The 21276-nt window shown below is 35.1% G+C and carries 17 protein-coding genes and 3 other annotated features; of the genes, 15 read left to right on the forward strand and 2 right to left on the reverse strand.

Features of this window, described 5'->3' with window-relative positions; translation table 11 throughout:
- Positions 1-84: 84 nt before the first annotated feature.
- Entirely contained in the window at positions 85-789 is a 705-nt protein-coding gene (locus tag LRP84_RS18880) for a YoaK family protein (RefSeq protein ID WP_230576482.1), read from the forward strand.
- A gap of 536 nt (positions 790-1325) precedes the next feature.
- On the opposite strand, the gene LRP84_RS18885 is transcribed toward LRP84_RS18880, so the two are convergent.
- A complete protein-coding gene (locus LRP84_RS18885; protein ID WP_230576483.1) occupies positions 1326-1775 on the reverse strand; it encodes a YndM family protein in 450 nt (149 codons plus the stop codon).
- A 156-nt stretch (positions 1776-1931) separates the two neighbouring features.
- On the opposite strand from LRP84_RS18885, the gene LRP84_RS18890 reads away from it, so the two are divergent.
- The 14 genes from LRP84_RS18890 to LRP84_RS18955 all read left to right on the forward strand — a co-directional run bounded on the left by LRP84_RS18890 (position 1932) and on the right by LRP84_RS18955 (position 20197).
- Positions 1932-2177: a DUF2651 family protein gene (locus LRP84_RS18890; protein WP_230576484.1), complete on the forward strand. Its 246-nt coding sequence runs from the start codon at positions 1932-1934 to the stop codon at positions 2175-2177.
- Positions 2178-2389: 212 nt separating this feature from the next.
- A complete protein-coding gene (locus tag LRP84_RS18895; RefSeq protein ID WP_230576485.1) occupies positions 2390-5905 on the forward strand; it encodes a DUF4020 domain-containing protein in 3516 nt (1171 codons plus the stop codon).
- A 98-nt stretch (positions 5906-6003) separates the two neighbouring features.
- Positions 6004-6238 (forward strand) — a binding site (T-box leader).
- 50 nt (positions 6239-6288) lie between these two features.
- Positions 6289-6523: a binding site (T-box leader), on the forward strand.
- Between the two features lie 141 nt (positions 6524-6664).
- On the forward strand, positions 6665-7741 hold the full coding sequence (locus LRP84_RS18900; protein ID WP_230576486.1) for a bifunctional 3-deoxy-7-phosphoheptulonate synthase/chorismate mutase: 1077 nt from the start codon (positions 6665-6667) through the stop codon (positions 7739-7741).
- Between the two features lie 7 nt (positions 7742-7748).
- Positions 7749-7980, forward strand: a binding site (T-box leader).
- 113 nt (positions 7981-8093) lie between these two features.
- Positions 8094-9266, forward strand: coding sequence for a chorismate synthase (gene aroC / locus LRP84_RS18905; RefSeq protein WP_230576487.1), 1173 nt, complete (start codon positions 8094-8096; stop codon positions 9264-9266).
- Between the two features lie 15 nt (positions 9267-9281).
- Positions 9282-10376, forward strand: a complete 1095-nt coding sequence (gene hisC / locus LRP84_RS18910; protein ID WP_230576488.1) for a histidinol-phosphate transaminase — start codon at positions 9282-9284, stop codon at positions 10374-10376.
- Positions 10369-11469, forward strand: coding sequence for a prephenate dehydrogenase (locus LRP84_RS18915; RefSeq protein WP_230576498.1), 1101 nt, complete (start codon positions 10369-10371; stop codon positions 11467-11469). The genes hisC and LRP84_RS18915 overlap by 8 nt, the downstream gene beginning before the upstream one ends.
- Before the next feature lie 24 nt (positions 11470-11493).
- Entirely contained in the window at positions 11494-12786 is a 1293-nt protein-coding gene (gene aroA, locus LRP84_RS18920; protein WP_230576489.1) for a 3-phosphoshikimate 1-carboxyvinyltransferase, read from the forward strand.
- A 123-nt stretch (positions 12787-12909) separates the two neighbouring features.
- The gene (locus LRP84_RS18925) at positions 12910-14082 is read left to right on the forward strand and encodes a GNAT family N-acetyltransferase (protein ID WP_230576490.1); all 1173 of its coding nucleotides are present in this window, start codon (positions 12910-12912) and stop codon (positions 14080-14082) included.
- A 602-nt stretch (positions 14083-14684) separates the two neighbouring features.
- Positions 14685-15908, forward strand: a complete 1224-nt coding sequence (locus LRP84_RS18930; protein ID WP_230576491.1) for an MFS transporter — start codon at positions 14685-14687, stop codon at positions 15906-15908.
- Positions 15909-16549: 641 nt separating this feature from the next.
- Complete coding sequence (locus LRP84_RS18935) at positions 16550-18178, forward strand: ABC-F family ATP-binding cassette domain-containing protein (protein WP_230576492.1); 1629 nt, start codon at positions 16550-16552, stop codon at positions 18176-18178.
- A 144-nt stretch (positions 18179-18322) separates the two neighbouring features.
- Positions 18323-18799: a YbaK/EbsC family protein gene (locus LRP84_RS18940; RefSeq protein ID WP_230576493.1), complete on the forward strand. Its 477-nt coding sequence runs from the start codon at positions 18323-18325 to the stop codon at positions 18797-18799.
- Between the two features lie 207 nt (positions 18800-19006).
- Entirely contained in the window at positions 19007-19258 is a 252-nt protein-coding gene (locus LRP84_RS18945) for a hypothetical protein (protein ID WP_230576494.1), read from the forward strand.
- 37 nt (positions 19259-19295) lie between these two features.
- Positions 19296-19733, forward strand: coding sequence for a sigma-70 family RNA polymerase sigma factor (locus LRP84_RS18950; RefSeq protein ID WP_230576495.1), 438 nt, complete (start codon positions 19296-19298; stop codon positions 19731-19733).
- A gap of 23 nt (positions 19734-19756) precedes the next feature.
- Positions 19757-20197 carry a sigma-70 family RNA polymerase sigma factor family protein gene (locus LRP84_RS18955; protein WP_230576496.1) on the forward strand — a complete coding sequence of 147 codons (441 nt, stop codon included), beginning with the start codon at positions 19757-19759 and terminating at the stop codon, positions 20195-20197.
- A 204-nt stretch (positions 20198-20401) separates the two neighbouring features.
- Here LRP84_RS18955 and LRP84_RS18960 read toward each other — a convergent pair whose 3' ends face one another.
- Positions 20402-21229 carry a peptidoglycan-N-acetylglucosamine deacetylase gene (locus LRP84_RS18960; protein WP_230576499.1) on the reverse strand — a complete coding sequence of 276 codons (828 nt, stop codon included), beginning with the start codon at positions 21227-21229 and terminating at the stop codon, positions 20402-20404.
- Between the last annotated feature and the right edge of the window lie 47 nt (positions 21230-21276).

The following is a 21276-nucleotide window of genomic DNA, read 5'->3' on the forward strand; positions in this document are numbered from 1 at the left end:
ATTTTAAAGGACCGTTATTTTTGTATAAACAGAATATTAACTATAAATGAGTATCTTCAATATAAGATACAAGGAGATAATAATATGAAAGACAAACTAAGTACGATCCCCTCATTATCTTCAAACTCTGTTCGTTTAGGTGTTTTGTTAGCTGTAGTTGGAGGTTTTTTAGATGCTTATACTTTCATCAGCAGAGACGGAGTGTTTGCCAATGCACAGACAGGAAATATAGTACTACTCGCTGTAAGAGCAGCTAATGGGGAATGGGAAAGTGCTTTGCTTTATATCCCGCCTATTTTAGCTTTTATATTAGGTGTTTTAATATCAGAAGTAGTAAAGATTCCTCATATAAGACAAGTATTGCATAGTTATAGACGTTCTATTCTTATACTAGAATGTATTGTTTTAATTATTGTAGGTATCTTGCCAAGTAGTGTACCTAACATAGTGGTAACAGTATGTATTTCGTTTGTATCATCTTTACAAATTTCTACTTTTAATAAACTAGACAAGTGGGCTTACAATTCAACGATGACAACAGGGAATCTTCGAACTGCAACGCAGGCAGCATATTTAGCATTCATAGAACATAATGAGGAAGAGAAAAAACGATTTAAAGAATTTCTTGTTATCATTCTTTCTTTTATATTAGGTGTATTGTTAGGGACATTTTCCACCACTCATCTAGGGAATAGATCTATTTGGATTGCATCTGGAATTTTAGTGATTGCTCTTATTTTGTATCATAAAGATAGAGGTTATTGGAGAAAACGCCTAACGTTACAATAAAAGTTTTTTTAATGTTGCTTTGATAATACCTCATTATTGCAATTGGTTCATTATCAGTTTCCTCATTCGACTCATGTGGAGTGCTGGGCGTTGATAACATTAAAATCTTAGCTCGGTAAACAATTCCCTCAAATTGACAAAAAATCCTGAGAAATAATGGTTCTCAGGATTTTTCTAATTGAAATTAAGGTTAGTAACTACCGACGATTATAATTTATCCCGCATTAACGGGCAGTAAGACCCCCACACCTCAAGATTGAGAGAAGCGAAGAAGATAGGTGGGGGAAACTGCCCGTAAAAGCCTAATTGGTTCAACTAACCATCAGTGGGGGATGAAGAAAACCCCCACTGATGGAAGTTTCACTTTATTGTAACCGAAAAAGTGATTCTGCGAGAGATTACTTTTTCGTTATTTCTGATAAAGTATTATCGTAACTAGCTGTGCGAAATATATCATAACAATATAGCAGATGCTGTTGTTGTATATGCGGTCATATATTGTATGAAAGTAGAGAACAAGATGCAAAGAGGTTGTATCATTTCTGTTTTTTCGCATCTGTAACATTCTGTTCTTCAGCAAACTCTGTTCCGTAAGCTAGCGATCGATGGAAATTAATATCTTTTCTTTTGCTTGTTTGCTGAGTAGAAATACGGCTGAGTAAATAACGGTGAACAAATACTTCTGCTACTGTAACTACAATTGCTGATAAAATACTTCCCCAAGCAATTTGCATATAATTATCTAAAAGAATGCTGCCGAAAATCCATACACTCATGTAAGTGAAAAGAAAATCAACCATGATTGCAGCGGTATTTCCCGCCCGTGGTAAGACGATCAAATCTCCTAGCATATACGAGGAAATCGTGATAAATAGACTAAAGGAAAAGATGTCAACGATCGTTGCATCAAAGAAAAAATCCAAGCCAATTGCAAAAGCAACCATGCAGGATACAAACTTTATAAGCAAAATAGTAATATGATTCATCATCTGAACCTCTCTTTTTCTATTTAGTTTGAACGAAAAAAAGGGAGTTTATGCATGGAAATTTAAAGTTCAAATTGTAAGGTGGAGTTAAATTAACAATGTATCATTGTTAAAAAGATAAATACCTAGTTCATATACCTAAATAGGAGTGAGATAATGACTCAATTATTAATCAATCCGATGTTTTTAGTACTCATTCTGTTTCCGGTTATTACGGTAATTTTAAGTGCAATCGCTTATGTAAGGTTAAAAAAATTGTTTGTTATGCCCTTAATCATTTTTCTGCTTTCAATAGTCTTTATGATTATGTATGCAAATGAAACATTTCTCTTTTGGGTAATTGTATATCTAGCGTTATCAATATTAGTTGGGCTTTTGTTCAAATATATTTTGTCTAAATGAATTTAGTGATTTGAATTGCCCTTGAACTTTAACTTTAAGTTGGAGGATTCTTGAATGAACTGAAAGGAAAATGAAATATTATTCTCAAAGGTAGAGCTGATTTTTAAAAGTGAAAATTTTTATTACCTTTTATTTATCTGAATGTTAAAAATACACAAAAAATGTTATATTAAAAAGAGAAAATTAACATTTTTAGGTAAGGAGGGATAGAGATGTGGATTACTTCAGAGGTAGAAATTCCAGATGAACTATTTGATAAACTCGAACAAGGAAAACTGGTGGTATTTGTTGGAGCTGGAGTATCTATGAAAGGTAATTCAAACTTACCGAATTTTGATGACTTAGTTGATTATATTGCGAACGCTCTATATGTAGAAAAGCGCGAGGAAAATGAACCGCACGATTATTATCTTGGAAAAATTGCGAAAACGAAAGATGTTCATCAGATTGCTAAGAATCTTGTTCGTGTAGCGTATTCAAAGCCAAATCCATTGCATGATTCTATTTTACAATTATTTGCGGCTGATGAAAATGTTCGTATTGTAACTACAAATTTTGATCAACATTTTACAACTTTACTCGAGGAATCGAAGCGTAAAGTAAATATATATTATGCTCCGGCACTTCCAACTGGAAGAACTTTTAAAGGATTGGCATACATTCATGGTAATGTGGAACAAGAAAAAGAAAATTTAATCTTGACAGATGGTGATTTTGGAAGGGCTTACTTAACAGAAGGATGGGCAAGGAGGTTTTTAGTAGACCTATTTTCGAATTATACCGTTTTATTTATTGGTTATAGTCATAATGATCCTGTTATGAAGTATTTAGCAACTGGATTACCACCTAGTACGAGAAGGTATGCCTTTGTTGCTAATGGAGAAAATACATATCACTGGGAGCATTTAGGGGTTAAGCCGATTGTATATCCGAATAAGATGCAAAATCATCAGTCATTAGCAAAAGCAGTACAGCGATGGGCAGAGCTAATGGGTGATAATTATATTACAAAAAGAACACGGATTCGTGATATCGTAACGGTTCCACCATCTTTAGAGCAGGAGCAGCTGTCTTATATTAAACAATCTGTAAAAAAGATTGAAACTCTTCGATATTTTGTAGAGTTTGCAAGAGACTACGAATGGGTAGAATGGCTAGAAAAAGAGGGGCAGTTACGGAATTTATTTTCAGAAGAAGCTGATACTTCTGAGAAAGATCAGTTGCTTGCACAGTGGATTGTTGATCATTTTTTATTAAGTCATCAAAATGAATTATTTCAGTTAATGTATAAAAATAATACGAAGATATCGGCTTTGTTATGGAATACGATATGCACGTTTTTAGTAGATATGGAACAACCGATACATACGATTTCCTTTGCAAAATGGCTTTTATTATTGTTAGAAAAGGCGAAAACAAAAGAATTTTTTATTGGCAATTTGCCTTCTTTACTTCATAGATGTACGTACCCGGAGCATAAAGAAATTATGGTTCTTTTACTAACTTGTATATTAGATGGAAAACTAAAATTGAAGCGAATTCGGCAATGGGAACAAGAAATGCAAGATGTTGTAGAGTTAACGGAAACAAACTACCTGTCAGCTGCAACCTTTTCAAGAATGCAGCATATATGGGAAGTGAAAATGAAGCCGCATCTTTCTTATTTTTCTATCCCAATTTTGCAGATTGGATTAGAAAAATTACAGAGATTAGCTCTAAAACAACAGTTGCTTCAAAGTCATGATACAATCAGTGAATTACGAAGTGCAATCGAACCGCATGAGCAAGATAGTCAACCGCGCGCATTTTCTTTTTTAATTAATATTGTTAGAGATTGTATGGACTATGTCAGTGTTAATTATGAAGACAAAGCAAATTTTTATATTGCTTATATGCTTGAATTCGGAAACACACTGCAAAAAAGAATTGCAGTACATAGTATGAACCATACTGTGTTCCGAACGCAAAATGAAAAAATTGAATGGTTATTACAACATAAATTGCTTATTGAAGACTCTTGCAAGCATGAGGTGTTTCAACTGTTAAAGAATCATTATGAACAGGCATCTGAATCTTCAAAACAAAAAGTGCTAAAAAACGTAATGAAACACTTTGAAGTAAAAACTTGTTACGCGGCTTGTAACTTAATAGATTGGCTTTACATGTGCGCTCCAGATAACGAATCTACGAAACAAACATATGAATTTATGAAACAGAAATTCCCTCATTTTTTATCGAGGCAGTATCCGGATTTACAAGAAGAGCGGACGTTACAACCGATTACATGCAATTTAACAGCAGATGGTTTGTTGCATATGAGAGAGGACGAAATGGTAAGACAGGTTCTTCAATATTCACATGAAGGGTTGTTTGAGAAGCATCATTTTTTAGAAATGCTTTCAAAGGCTTCTAAAACAAATGTACAATGGAGTATTTCTCTTGCATATGAATTAGTTAGATATAAAGAAGTGAGTAAAGAAGTATGGTTTGTGTTAATGAAGGAGTGGTGCAATAATCGACAATTAACAAATGAGCAAATACAAGAGATTTTACCGTTGTTGCATCAATTTGTACGACATGCTACTTATCATTGGCTCATTTGTAGTTTTCTGTATGAAAAGAGCAATCGGTTAGAGGAATTTCAAGAAGACACAATTCGAGCAGTAAAGCAGCTTGCTTTTTCGTTGTTTCCTCATGTTATGAAAGGTGAGCAAGGAGGAAGAAAAGAGCAAACGGATTACTACAATGAGGCTGTTCAGCATCCGGTAGGGAAAATAACAGCAGTTTTATTAAAACTTCTTGCATATGAACATTTATATGATCGAAATATACATGCTTATTTGTATGTATTTGAAGAGCAGATGCGAAAAAAATCATACTACGTAAATGTTATGATTGCTAGACTCACAGCTGATTTAACATTTCTCTATCATATCGAGAAGCAATGGTGTAGAAAGCATATGATTCCTTATTTAGATTTGCAGAAAAATGAAGAAGAAACAAAGTATGCATGGGCTGGGTTTGTAAATACTCAAATTAATTTGCCTTTATTCATACAAACAAAGAAATATATTGCTTTTGCTGTTCGCCATTTACATTTGTTGAATGAACAAACACAAGAAGTATTTATGAAGTGGCTGAGTCTGGTCTTTTTAAAGTGTATTTTATATTGGGATGAGCAAATAGATTGGTTATACACTCTTTTTATACAGGGAGAAGAACTAGAAAAAGTAAAGTTTGTCGGAAATGTATCTTATTATGTAAAAACATTGAGTATAAAAGAACAACAAAAGTTTTGGCAAGACTGGCTTGCGGATTTTTTAGTAGAACGCCCCAAAATGAGTATAATATCAGGGAAAGAATATATCATCTTTCTGCGGTTTGTGTTACACATGGAAGCTATTGCTGAAAAAGGGATTGAAGCTGTTTTATCGTATTTTTCTATATCTTCACTGCATAAAGAGAAACAAGAAGTGAAATATTTGTTCAAACAGATGCTGGAAAAAAGTGAGCTAATTCATCAAAATCCTAAAGTGTATGCAAATTTATTTTTCGTTTTATTAACAAAGATAAATGATGCAGAGTGTATTGAGAATGAAATCATTGATCTTCAGAAAATATTTGATGAAACAAAGCTTGAAAATACACTATTTGAGTGTATTCAAAACGAGATGATGCGTATTGGAATGATCAATCGAAATGCAAACGATTCACATTTGTCATTATGAAACGTACGATGCAGTGTAAGTAGAAATTTTAAAAAATAATGAAAAAGTGTTGACATGATTTGAAATGACATTTTATAATACAAATCATACTTAATAAAAATAAAGCATTGAAGGGAACAGAGTAGTGTTTATCTCCCTGTTATAGAGAGCTGATGGTTGGTGGAAATCAGTACAAAGGTAAACGTGAATTACAATCCTGGAGCATCTTTTTCGTAGTAAAGGCAGAGGTGTCTTTATGAAGGGAAAGACGGTCAATATGATCGTTAACAAAAATGAGAGGTAGACAATTTTGTCTACAACTAGGGTGGTACCGCGATAATAATCGTCCCTACTGATTGAATCAGTAGGGATTTTTTGCATATATGCGGACCGATAATAAAATAATAAACGCGATGATAGGAAAAAGAGTAGTGATTGTTTCCCTGTAGCAGAGAGCTGGTGGTTGGTGTGAACCAGTACATAAACAAGCATGAATTACAATCCTGGAGCATCTTTTTCGTAGTAAAGACCAGATGTCTTTATGAAGGGAAAGACGGTCAATATGATCGTTAACAAAAATGAGAGGTAGACAATTTTGTCTACAACTAGGGTGGTACCGCGATAATAATCGTCCCTACTGATTGGATCAGTAGGGATTTTTTGCATATTTCATATGAGAAATCGTTACCAATCTGGTTTTGTTACAAATTTTAGGTTCAGAAAATAGGGAATTTTCAATCCCTTATTATATATTTTCAAAGATAAAAGGAGGAATTTTCAATGGGAAATCATGAATTAGAACAATTACGTAAACAGGTGGATGAAATAAACTTACAACTTCTGCACTTATTAAATGAGCGTGCAAAGGTTGTTCAAGAAATCGGACAGCAAAAGAAATTACAAGGTACGAAACGCTTCGATCCTGTTCGTGAGCGTGAAGTGCTTGATATGATTGCAGAACAGAATGAAGGGCCATTTGAAACATCTACAATGCAACATATTTTCAAAACAATTTTTAAAGCAAGCTTAGAATTACAAGAAGATGATAATCGTAAAGCATTATTAGTTTCGCGTAAAAAGAAACAAGAAAATACGATTGTTGATGTAAAAGGTGAATTGTTAGGTAGCGGCGCACAAACATTCATTATGGGGCCTTGCGCAGTTGAAAGTTTAGACCAAGTTCGCCAAGTTGCTCAGGCGATGAAAGAACAAGGAATAAAATTAATGCGTGGGGGTGCCTTCAAACCGAGAACATCTCCTTATGATTTCCAAGGGTTGGGAGTAGAAGGATTGCAAATTTTACGCCAAGTAGCAGACGAGTTTGATTTAGCAATCATTAGTGAAATCTTAAATCCAAATGATGTAGAAATGGCGCTTGATTATGTTGATGTGATTCAAGTGGGCGCTCGTAATATGCAAAACTTTGATTTATTAAGAGCCGTTGGAAAAGTAAATAAACCAGTATTATTAAAACGTGGTTTAGCAGCGACAATTGATGAGTTCGTCCATGCAGCAGAATACATTATTGCACAAGGAAACGACCAAATTATTTTATGTGAGCGTGGTATTCGCACATACGAAAAAGCAACGCGTAATACACTTGATATTTCAGCAGTACCAATTTTAAAGAAAGAAACACATTTACCGGTTGTTGTGGATGTAACACATTCAACAGGACGAAAAGACTTACTTCTTCCAACTGCGAAAGCAGCACTAGCAATCGGTGCAGATGCAGTTATGGCAGAAGTGCATCCAGACCCAGCGGTTGCATTATCAGATTCCGCACAGCAAATGGATATTCCACAGTTCCATGCATTCATGGAAGAGTTAAAAGGATTTAAAAATAAGTTATCATAATTAAATAGACATTGCGTTGAAAGGAAAACAGTAGCATTTATCTCCCTGTTACAGAGAGCTGATGGTTGGTGGAAATCAGTACAAAGATAAATGTGAATTACAGCCCTGGAGCATCTTTTTCGTAGTAAAGATAGCAGTCTTTATGAAGGGAAAGACGGTCAATATGATCGTTAACAATAAAGAGAGGTAGACATACTTGTCTATAACTAGGGTGGTACCGCGATATCATCGCCCCTACTGAGCTGAATCAGTAGGGGCTTTTTTATAGGATGAACTTCCAGCAGTGGAGAGGCTACATCTAAGCTTTCACTGTCTAAAAGTAGCAGGATAAAATCGTAAAGGGGAAACAAAGATGAGATATATAACAGCTGGAGAATCACATGGTCCGCAGTTGACAGTTATTTTGGAGGGTGTTCCTTCTGGTCTTTCTTTAACTGCGGAAGATATAAATACAGAGTTATTAAGACGACAAAAAGGTCACGGCCGCGGAAGACGTATGCAAATTGAAACGGATACTGTTGAAATTGTAAGCGGCGTGCGTCATGGCTATACGCTTGGTTCGCCAATTACATTAGTTGTGAAAAATGATGATTTCAAGCATTGGACAAAAGTAATGGGTGCTGAACCGATTTCTGAACAAGAAAGCAAAGAAATGAAACGAACGATTACAAAACCACGTCCAGGGCATGCTGATTTAAATGGAGCAATTAAATATGGTCATCGTGATATACGTAATGTATTGGAGCGTTCTTCAGCAAGAGAGACAACTGTGAGAGTAGCGGCAGGAGCTATTGCAAAAAAGATTTTAACAGAATTAGGAGTAACTATCGCAGGGCATGTGCTTGAAATTGGTGGTGTGAAAGCCAAACAAGTTCCATATGTATCATTAGCAGAGCTGCAGGTTATTTCAGAAAACTCACCTGTTCGCTGCTTAGATCAAGAAGCAGCGCAAGCGATGATGGAAGCGATTGATGCAGCGAAAAGTAATGGAGATTCCATTGGCGGAATCGTTGAGGTAGTTGCTGAAGGAATGCCAAGTGGTGTTGGAAGCTACGTTCATTATGACCGGAAATTAGATGCAAAATTAGCTGCAACCATCATGAGTATTAATGCATTTAAAGGTGCTGAAATTGGCATTGGTTTTGATGCATCCTGGCAACCAGGGAGTGCTGTTCATGATGAAATTTTATGGGATGAAGAAACGGGTTACACACGAAAAACGAATAACGCGGGCGGGTTAGAAGGCGGGATGACAACAGGTATGCCAATTGTTGTGAGAGGTGTTATGAAACCAATTCCTACATTATATAAACCACTGGCAAGTGTAGATATTGACACAAAGGAAGCATTTCAAGCAAGTATTGAACGTTCAGATAGCTGTGCTGTACCAGCAGCAAGTGTAGTAGCAGAAGCAGTTGTTGCGTGGGAGCTGGCAACTGCATTAGTAGAACAGTTTGGGAAAGATCGTATGGATCTTATTAAACAAAATATTGCTCAGCATAACAAGTACGCAAAAGAATTTTAAAAAGGAGGGATTTTCGTGAAAGTAAAAGAACAATTAGAAACACTGCAACCATATAAACCGGGTAAATCGGCAAAACAAATGCAAGCAGATTATGGTTTCCATTCATTTGTAAAATTAGCTTCAAATGAAAATCCATTTGGCTGTTCACCTCGTGTTATGGAAGGGTTACAAGAAGAGTGGAATGAACATGCTTTATACCCGGACGGGGGAGCGGTTGAACTCCGTCAAACAATTGCGGAAAAACTACATGTTAAAAAGGAAGAAGTTCTATGCGGAAGTGGGCTTGATGAAGTCATTCAAATCATTAGCCGAACGATGCTTTGTCAAGGAGATAATATCGTTGTAGCTGGAGAAACATTCCCGCAATATCGTCATCACGCAGTAATCGAGGGGTGTGAGGTAAAGGACGTTTCGTTGCAAAATGGAACTTATAACTTAGATGAAATTGCGTTAGCAATCGATGGGAAAACAAAGATTGTTTGGATTTGTAACCCGAATAATCCAACAGGAACATATGTAAATGACCGAAAATTACGTGAATTCATGAGGGAAGTTCATAAAGAAACATTAGTTGTGATTGATGAAGCATATTATGAATATGTCACAGCGAGTGATTTTCCAGATACAATTTCATTACTAAAAGAGTATAAGAACCTTCTTATATTAAGAACATTTTCAAAAGCGTATGGATTAGCCGCATTTCGAGTTGGTTATGCAATTGGAAATGAAGCAATAATTGAGAATTTGAATGTCGTTCGCCTTCCGTTTAATGTGTCAGCACTTGCACAAAAAGCGGCAGTGCTTGCGTGGAACGATGAACAGTTTTTACAAAAGACAATTCGTGCAAATCGAGAAGGCTTGGAGCAATATGAAAGATTTTGCAAAGAAAATGAAATTCCGTTTTATTCGTCTCAAACAAATTTTATCTTTCTACCGTTAGAAGATGCACAAACAGTTTATGAACTTTGTGCACACGCTGGGTATATCATTCGTCCGTTTCCGAATGGTGTTCGCATTACAATTGGCACGAGTGAGCAAAATGAAGGAGTGATTGCAGTGTTAACACAACACTTTAACAATAGTAGGTTTCGAGATGAGGCGCATGTGTAAAAAAGTTGTATTAATTGGAACAGGACTAATTGGCGGTTCACTTGCTTTAGCAATTAAGCGAGAACATAGTGTGACCATTACTGGTTATGACATTCAAAGTGAACAAGTAAAACGTGCAAAACGATTGAATGTAATCGATGAAGTGGGAGTGGACTTAAAGACAATGTGTGAAGAAGCACATTTAATTATCTTTGCATCTCCTGTCGAAGAAACAACTAAGTTACTTAGAAAACTTGCTTCATATCAATTGCGTGAAGATGTTATCGTTACGGATGTCGGGAGTACAAAAGGAACAATTATGAATGAAGCTGAGACGTTACTAGAAAACGGTGTTACGTTTATTGGTGGGCATCCGATGGCAGGATCTCATAAAACGGGTGTAGAAAGTGCGAAGGCACATTTATTTGAAAATGCATACTACATTTTAACGCCAATGAATACTGTTCAGACGGAGGAAGTCGAACAATTAAAAGATTGGTTAAAGGGAACGCGTTCGCATTTTCTTGTGTTAAATACAGAAGAACATGATTATGTAACAGGTGTTGTGAGTCATTTTCCGCATTTAATTGCTGCAGGATTAGTTAAGCAAGTAGAAAAACATGCGGGTGACAATCCATTGATTCATATGCTGGCAGCTGGCGGTTTTAAAGATATTACCCGCATCGCTTCTAGTAGTCCGAAAATGTGGAGTGATATTGTAAGACAAAACCGTACTCATTTATTACAGTTATTAGAGGAATGGATTACGGAAATGAAGCAATTGCAGCATACAGTCGCAGAAGGAGATGCAGAAGTACTACACACTTACTTTGCGAATGCAAAAGAATACCGTGATTCCATGCCTGTTCGTAAAAGTGGTGCGATTCCTTCTTATCATGATCTATACGTTGATGTTTTAGATAAAGTAGGGGCGTTAGCGCATATTACAAGCATACTTGCAAGGCAAGAGATTAGTATTACGAACTTGCAAATACTAGAAGCGCGTGAAGGATTACTCGGGGTGTTACGTATTAGCTTTCAAACAGAAGAAGATCGCATGAGAGCAACGCAATTTTTACAGAATGAACAGTATCAAACATATGAAAATATTTAAATGAAAGAAGGTGCCGTAACAAATATGAAAACTGTACAAACAGCTATAGAAGGTTTGCAAGGAAAGATTATTATTCCAGGTGATAAATCAATTTCGCATCGTTCTGTCATGTTTGGCGCAATCGCCCACGGAAAAACAACGATTAAAGGTTTTTTACCAGGAGCAGACTGTTTAAGCACTATTTCTTGTTTTCGTGAGATGGGTGTATCGATAACGCAAAACGGAGATGAAGTAGAGGTAATTGGAACAGGAATTAAAGGATTACAAGAAGCAGAGCGCGTACTTGATGTTGGAAATTCTGGTACAACGATTCGTTTATTGCTTGGAATATTAGCGAATACAAATCTTCATTTTTGTTTGCAAGGTGATGCTTCAATTGGAAAACGACCAATGAAACGCGTTACAAAACCGCTTAGTCTAATGGGAGCAATAATTGATGGAAGAGAAGACGGAACGTATACACCGCTAACGATACGAGGAGGAAGCCTTCAAGCGATTGATTATATTTCACCTGTTGCAAGCGCTCAAGTGAAATCTGCTATTTTATTAGCAGGCCTTGGAGCGCAGGGTGTAACAAGTGTTACAGAACCTCATATATCACGAGATCATACGGAAAGAATGCTTCAAGCATTTGGTGTACAAGTAAAACGAGATGGAACAAAAGTTTCAATAGAAGGTGGGCAACAACTAAAAGGCACGAACATTCATGTACCAGGAGACATTTCATCGGCTGCGTTTTTCCTAGTAGGCGGTGCTATCACTCCGAATAGCAAACTTACATTAAAAAATGTTGGAATCAATCCAACAAGAACGGGAATTATCGAAGTTCTTACAAAAATGGGAGCAAAGTTAGAAATTGAACAATATGATACAGATGCTGCAGAACCCGTTGCTAATCTTTTAATTGAAACATCAAAGTTAAAAGGAATTGAGATTGGCAGTGATATGATTCCAAGATTAATTGATGAAATTCCAATTATCGCTCTTGCAGCAACGCAAGCAGAAGGGGTTACTATTATTAAAGATGCACATGAATTAAAAGTGAAGGAAACAAATCGAATTGATACAGTTGTAGAAGAATTAACAAAATTAGGGGCGCGTATAGAAGCAACGAACGATGGTATGATTATTTATGGGAAAACATCATTAAAGGGAAATACCGTAAATAGTCATGGTGATCATCGGATCGGAATGATGCTTGCAGTAGCTGGATGCATTGCAGAAGGGGAGACATTGATCCAAGATGCGGAAGCTGTTGGAGTATCGTATCCAAGTTTTTTTGAAGAGATTGAGAAGTTGAAGTTGGAAAACCGGTAGATTGATATGAAATCTACCGGTTTTTTATTTGTAAATACTGTATTTTTATATTTTTCTGATTAATGTGTTATATTTGATGTATTGTACATGTGCAGTTAGTAATACGATGGAGGAGAAGATAGTATGGAAGTTATTCAATTGTTGGAAGAACAATACCTCGAGGCAATTCGACTATCTGAATATGCTTTTCAATATAAAGTACCAGAAGATCAAATTGAAAAACGTTTGCAACTTTTTAAAAAGTATCATCAAATATTTGGGGTTTTGGAAGAAAAAGAGCTTACAGCAAAATTGCACCTAATTCCATTTGAAATATTTTTAGGGGAAGAAAATTGTAAAATGGGTGGAATTGCCGGTGTTGCTACATATCCAGAATTTAGACGCAATGGGTATGTAAAAAAACTATTAAAGCACGTATTAGAGACAATGAGACAAGATGGATATAGCGTTTCAATGCTACACCCATTTTCCGTTTCTTTTTATAGGAAGTATGGATGGGAGTTGTTTGCGAATCGTCTTGTATGGTCATTATCAAAAGCTGATTTAATCATGAAAGAACACGTATCAGGAAGCATAAAACGTTTTAATAAGGAATCACATTTGAAAGAGATTGAAATCATATATGAGCAATTTGCAAAAAGATATTCTGGTATGTTAGTTCGTAATCAGGGTTTCTGGTTGGATTTTGTTTATGGTGATTTGCATGCAGCTGTTTATTATAATCAAGTTGATGAGCCTACAGGTTATATGCTTTATAAAATAGAGAGTTCTAAGATGAAGGTAGAAGAATTTTTACCATTAAACAGTGAGGCTAGAAATGGTTTGTGGAATTTCATTTGTCAGCATGATTCGATGATTCAAGAGCTCGAGATGATTGTTCATGAAAAAGAACCATTGCTGTTTTCATTGCAAGAACCTCGTGTTAAGGCTGAAATAAAACCTTACTTTATGGTTAGAATCGTAGATGTTGAGCGTTTTTTAAAGAAATATCCATTTGTATGGGAGAACAACGAAGAAGAACTTATTTTACATATTTCTGATTCATTTGCACCTTGGAATAATCAGACAGTCTTATTCGGGGATAAAGAGATAGTTATGGTAAACGAAGAAGAAGCTGTAGCATTTAAAGGAAAAGGTGTACAACTAAATATTAACGCACTGTCTACAGCACTTTTCGGCTATAAAAGTCCATGGGAATTATATCAAATTGGTGTCATTTCTGGGATGGAAAAAGACATAAAACAATTTGAAAACCTGATTCCTTTCCAACAACCATTTATTTATGATTTCTTTTAATCATTTAGAATAGATAAAGAACATAAAAAGCGCTATTTATAAGTAGTGCTTTTTTATGTTCTTTAAAAATCTAACGTTTCATCAATATCTTCTATATATTGTAGGAATGTGATAGAGATGATAGCTGACGTACGGATGTGTTAGCGATAAGTGAAATGGGGGATATTGCCAGATGAATGGCATTTGAATTCCTACAACGGGACTTGCTGTATGGACAGTGGCAATGTGAACGGAAGGGGTTGCTACAGAAATGCCGGCAACAACCCTTGTTAGAAAGAGGTTCATAATATGTTCACTCCAATGGATCATGTATGAAATAGTATATTCTTTCGTTTGTTTGAAATGTGCAGGTGAATTTTAGTTAGGATTGTAAAGGTTCTTTTTCTTGTTTGTAATTTCTACCTTCAGGAAGTGGTTATTTCACTTTTACTCCATCGATAAGAGCATTCAATTGTTTACAGTTCATTTTAAAAAATGCTATGTACTCATATCTTCGGTTTGTATTCTGAATATTTATAGCGCCCGTTCAATTTCTATTTATTTTAATAATGTTTATTTTATAATTATTTTAATTAAATTATATTTCTTATCTGGAGGTGGCGATGAAAAATTATAGATTTTATTCATTTTGGATAGCTCAAACAAGCATCTCGTTAGCTGATGTCGTATACATCATGGTTATTACGACTTACATTTATCAGAAAACGGAATCTGTATTATTCGCTTCTTTATTTCCTTTTTTAAAAGCCCTTACAAGATTAATAGCTGGCTTGACAGCACCACTAATCCTACAAAATATTTCTATGTCAAAAGCACTTGTAAACTTACAAATTACTAAAGCCATTTTGATCACTTTATTACTATTAGGATTTACATTCTTAACTTCTCATATTTATATTTTATTCACCTACATATTGATACTTTCTTTCGTAGAAGGATGGGGGAGTCCCTTATTAAATTCTATAATTCCCCAAATTGTTTTAAAAGAAGAGCTCGTGAAAGCTAATAGCTTGTTAAGTATTTCCAATCAAGCGGTGCAAATTGGTGGCTATACTCTGACAGGATTTATTGTCGTAAAAATAGGACATATTCCTACTTTACTAATAATGGCTGTCTTATTATGGATTTCTATTGTTTGTTTATATATAGCAATTCGCTCCCTTTACAATCAGATAACAGAAAATCAAGCGGCATCTAAATGGACTCTTATGAAGGAAGGTTGGATTCATCTTTGGAGTAACTCAACCCTGCGATTGGTTACATTAATGGATGTAATTGAAGGGATTGCAGGTCAAATATGGGTTGGTGCGATTACATTGGTTTATGTAAAAGAAATACTTCACAAAGGAGAACAATGGTGGGGATATATTAACGCTAGTTATTATATCGGTACAATTGTAGGAGGAGTTATAACGATATATTTAGCGAAAAAGATTCAAAAAAATCTTGTACTCAGTATGGCAGCAGGGTCTTTTTTATTTAGCGTTCTTACTTTGTTATATGGGCTTAGTAGTATTCCTTTCTTATCCCTCATACTCTGTATTGCCATGGGGCCGGCATATCAAATACGGGATGTAGCGCAGCAAACTGCATTTCAAACAAATATAGATGTGTCATTACTTCCAAAAGTATATGCATCTCGTAGCGTGCTGCTATCAACGATTTCGAGTCTTTCTATTTTTATAATTGCCCTTATAGCTGAATACCTGGGTATCAGAATGGTTTATATATTTGGGGCTATACTTATTTGTATATCGGCTGGACTATCTTTTGTTTTAATTAAAACAAAAAATGAGAAAATGGATATTCACCATACAATGTGGTAACGTTAGGAAAATGCGGATTTATAACGTTAAGGAAATCCAAATATAAAAAATCCTAATTTCTCGCTTACAAAACTGAGAAATTAGGATTTAGTTACTTTATAAGCGTGTCCTTTTACCGATAACTTTAGCTATTTAATTTTTTGTTGTTGTGGAAAAGATACGAAAAAAAGTTTTGAAAAGCTTTTTATATGAAAATAGAGGAGAATATTTATAAATTGACTCATATTTCCAATCATCAAAATTGGAAGTTTTACGTTGTATCTTTAAACCATTGGAATCATTTCGATTGTTATGATAGCTCATACATTAACATCTCCTTTGATGGTATTGTCTACGCGTTTTGAACAAAAAGTTATGCTTCCTGAGCTTCTTTTAGAATAGTAATATACATTTGTAGGAAGAGAATCGTATTGAGACGACATTTAATGTATAGGATCGTGAAGTAAAATTTATGAGAGAAAGACGAGGGATTGCTGCAGGAAGCTCTTTGATTTCCTTGCAGAAAATGAATCTATCGTTGCTATTCATTCAAGTTCTACTATATAATAGCAATAGTCTAAAATAAGTGAGTCGTAAGCTGCGACTTTTAAGGCAATTGGCGAGAAAACGCTGAAAACAGCGGTATTACTAGGAGGAACTACATGATTACAGTAAGTAACGTAAGTTTACGTTTTGCAGATCGTAAGCTTTTTGAAGATGTTAATATAAAATTTACACCAGGTAACTGTTACGGTTTAATCGGAGCAAACGGTGCTGGTAAATCTACATTCTTAAAAATTCTATCCGGTGAAATTGATCAATCAACAGGAGATGTTCATATTACACCAGGTGAGCGTTTAGCTGTTTTAAAACAGAACCACTTTGAATATGAAGAATTCCCAGTTTTAGAAACAGTTATTATGGGACATACACGTCTTTATGAAGTAATGCAAGAGAAGAATGCGATTTACATGAAAGAAGATTTCAGTGATGAAGATGGCATGCGCGCAGCTGAGTTAGAAGGCGAATTTGCTGAGTTAAACGGTTGGGAAGCAGAATCAGAAGCTGCAATTCTTTTAAAAGGATTAGGCATTGGGGAAGACCTTCATGCAAAAAAAATGTCTGAGTTAACAGGGGCAGAGAAAGTAAAAGTATTACTTGCACAAGCATTATTTGGTCAGCCAGATATCTTATTACTAGATGAGCCTACCAACCATTTAGACTTAAAAGCGATTCAGTGGTTAGAAAACTTCTTAATGAACTTTGAAAACACAGTTATCGTTGTATCCCATGACCGTCACTTCTTAAACAAAGTATGTACGCACATGGCGGATCTTGACTTTGGTAAAATTCAACTTTATGTTGGTAACTATGATTTCTGGTACGAGTCTAGTCAATTAGCATTAAAGTTAACACAAGATGCAAATAAGAAAAAAGAAGAGAAAGTAAAAGAATTACAAAACTTTATTGCACGCTTTAGTTCGAACGCATCAAAAGCGAAGCAAGCAACTTCTCGTAAGAAATTATTAGATAAAATCACATTAGATGATATTAAACCATCTTCTCGTCGTTATCCATTCGTTGGCTTTACACCAGAACGTGAAGTAGGTAATGATTTATTAACAGTAGAAGGCATCTCAAAAACTATTGACGGTGAAAAAGTATTAGATAACGTGTACTTCACTTTAAATAAAGGTGATAAAGTTGCATTTATCGGCCGCAATGATATTGCGATGACAACATTATTCAAAATCTTGATGGGTGAAATGGAGCCGGATAGTGGTTCATTTAAATGGGGTGTAACAACATCTCAAGCATACTTCCCACGAGATAACTCTGAGTTCTTCAAAAATAGTGAGTATAACTTAGTAGAGTGGTTGCGTCAATTCTCACCACAAGACGAGTCTGAAAGTTTCTTACGCGGCTTCTTAGGTCGTATGCTATTCTCTGGTGAAGAAGTAAAGAAAAATGTGTCTGTTTTATCTGGAGGAGAGAAAGTGCGTTGTATGCTTTCTAAAATGATGTTAAGCGGTGCAAACGTATTAACATTTGATGATCCAACGAACCATTTAGACCTTGAGTCTATTACAGCATTAAACAACGGTTTAATGGCATTTAAAGGTACAATTCTATTTACATCTCATGATCATCAGTTTGTTCAAACAATTGCGAACCGAATTATCGAAGTAACGCCAAGCGGTGTTGTTGATAAACAAACGTCATATGATGAGTATTTAGAAAACCAAGAGCTTCAAAAACAAGTAGCAGCGATGTATAAAGAAGCAAAATAACTACTAGCATCCCCTTATATGAAGGGGATGCTTTTTTTATGTTTTATGGAATAGGTAAAATTGATGCTGCATAATAAGAGGAGTCTCGGCTTTTTAAAAAGAATAGATAGTAAATATTTTAGAAAGTTGAAGGGAATGAAATGCATGAAAGATTTGAAAGAAAGTGCACAACGGGTACAAAATAAGTTGTTAGAGCTAGGATATGCAAATCAAGTAATAGAATTACCAGAAAGTGCAAGAACTGCTCAAGAAGCAGCAGAAGCAATTGGCTGTAAAGTTGCGCAAATTGGTAAATCAATTATTTTTAGGCTCAAAACAATCGATAAACCACTGTTAGTTGTTGCAAGTGGAATAAATCGAATTAATGAAAAGCAAATTACAAAACAGCTACATGACAAGTTAGGAAAAGCTGATGCTGATTTTGTACGTAAACATACTGGGTTTGTAATCGGAGGTGTTCCGCCATTAGGACATACAGAACCTATTATGACGTTCATTGATGAAGATCTTTTGCAGTATGATGTGATTTGGGCTGCTGCAGGGCACCCAAAAGCAATATTTCGTTTAACACCTGATGAATTAGTACAAATGACAAAGGGTCAAGTAATTTGTATAAAGTGAGCTATTAAAATGGAATGCGTATTAAAACAATAAACTACCTGTTTCTATATTCAGTGGAGGGACAGGTAGTTTATTTTTTCTTAATTTCACCTTCCTTTGTCAAATGAGAATCAAATATTAGTTACTGATACGTACTGTATAAAAGGGCATTCACATATATATGCAATCGGAGACTGTGCGAGAATTGTTGATAAGAAGACGAATCAAGTGGATGGAATGACATGTAAAGAAGCGATTCCTCAGGCAACGAGATTAAGTGAAATTTTAAAGAATGAGATATATGGAATATCTAATTCTATTACACACAAAGCGTATCCGGTCAAATTATATTGTATTAGTCTCGGGCCTAACAATGGCTTTGTTTGGGTTCAAAAATGGGGACTTGATTTTGTTTTATCAGGAAAGATTGGTGCTCGTATTCGAGAACGAACATGGGATCAGGCGAGTTTACTTGTCTAATTATGCATAATGGAATAGAAAACGGGGATTTTTTTCTATGGAAAAAGCTGAATTAGGCCAACTATATATTGAGTATAAACCTCTTCTTTTCTCACTTGCTTATAAAATGACGGGTAGTATTGCTGATGCAGAAGATATTATTCAAGATGTATTTATAAAGCTGAATGAATATGAAATGAAGCACACCTCAAATGTAAAAGCGTTTTTGTGTAAAGTGGTTACGAACCGCTGCTTAGACCTATTGAAATCTTCTAAGAAAAAAAGAGAACTGTATGTTGGGACATGGCTACCGGAACCAATCGCTGTGATAGAAACAGATCCATTACAGGAAATAATGATGAAAAATGATATTTCATATGCTTTGCTTGTATTATTTGAACAATTGAATCCAATTGAAAGAGCAATCTTTATACTCCGTGAAATTTTGGAATATGACTATGAAACAATTGCTGAAATTGTACAAAAAAAGAAGTGAATTGCCGTAAGATTTTAAGTAGAATGAAAAAAATGCTTCCAGAACTTGAAAAGCAGATTGAGATTGAAAATGTAAAGGTAAATCATGAACAAGTTATCGTATGTTTTATAAATGCTATTCAGCAGGGAAATACAAATCAAGTTATGGAAGTTCTTCGGGAAGATGTTGCTTACTATGCAGATGGCGGCGGAAAAGTAACAGCTGCAGTAAAACCTATTTACGGTGCAATGCGTGTAAAACAACTTCTTATTTCTTTAGCAACTAAATTTCTTACTAATCAAGAAGACTACTCTATGATGCAAACAGAAGTAAACGGTTGTATTGGAATTGTAATAAGAAATCATACAGGAATACAAGCGGTAATGAGTTTCGAATTTGAAGGGAATAAAATTAAATCCATTTATAATATTTTAAATCCTGATAAGTTAAGACATTTGCATATTGATACGCATTCAGCCAGTTAAGAAACGAATTATATTATTAGGAATTGTTAATGATGGTTCATTTGCTTTGCGAACTGGATATGATGTAATTTCACATACTGTATGAAAAATATAATTTCATCCGTATTAAAGAGCAATAAGTCCTCTACTGATGAAAGTTTCACTTTATTATGAAAATATAAAAGGCTTACATTCTATATAATAGAATGTAAGCCTTTTACTATGTTAAATTCGTTTATCGTGCCAAAAATTTAATGGGAAATGTTCATTTTCATTATAACTATCAAGCTCATAACCTTTTTCCTTTAACCCTTTAATAATAGCAGGTACAGCAGAAATGGATTGCGGATGAATATCGTGTAAAAGAATGACTTCTTTATTTGATTTTGCACCGTCAAGTACATGTTGTACAATTTGTGCAGAAGCAGCATCTACTGGCATTTTATTATACTTCCAATCTAAAGAATCAATTGTCCAGTCCCATACTCGCAAATCCTTTTCCGCGACTTGATTTCTCTCAGCTTCTGTAAGACCTGGCATAGAACCGTATGGTGGGCGTGTTAATTTTGGAGCATACCCAATAATGTTGGCTATTAATGTTTGATCCTCTATCATTTCATTTACGTAACCGCCTTGTTTGTACAATTTATTATAGTCATGAGACATACTGTGCATCCCAACATAGTGTCCTTCTGATATTTCACGTTTTACTAAATCGGGATATGCTTTAACATTAGAACCAACCAGAAAAAAAGTGGCTTTCGCATCGTTTTGTTTTAGTATATCCAATAATTGAGCTGTGTACTTTCCTGGTCCATCGTCAAAAGTAAGATAAGCTACTTTTCTAACTTGACCATTATATTGTTCTGGTGCCTGCTTTGGAGCTAGCGCTGTTTGTATTTCACTTACTAGCTGAACTGATTGTGAGGAATCTTCTGTACTCGCATTTACAATGTATTTTGTTCCTCCGGATACTCCATATATGCACGAAATTCCTACGCACATAATAAAAGCTCTTTTAAATAAGGTCACAAGAGATGGTTTGCTACGCATAAATGTCCTTCTTTCTATTTCTATAATTCCATTCCATTCCATTCTAT

It is taken from the genome of Bacillus rhizoplanae (assembly GCF_917563915.1).
Taxonomy (GTDB): domain Bacteria; phylum Bacillota; class Bacilli; order Bacillales; family Bacillaceae_G; genus Bacillus_A; species Bacillus_A rhizoplanae.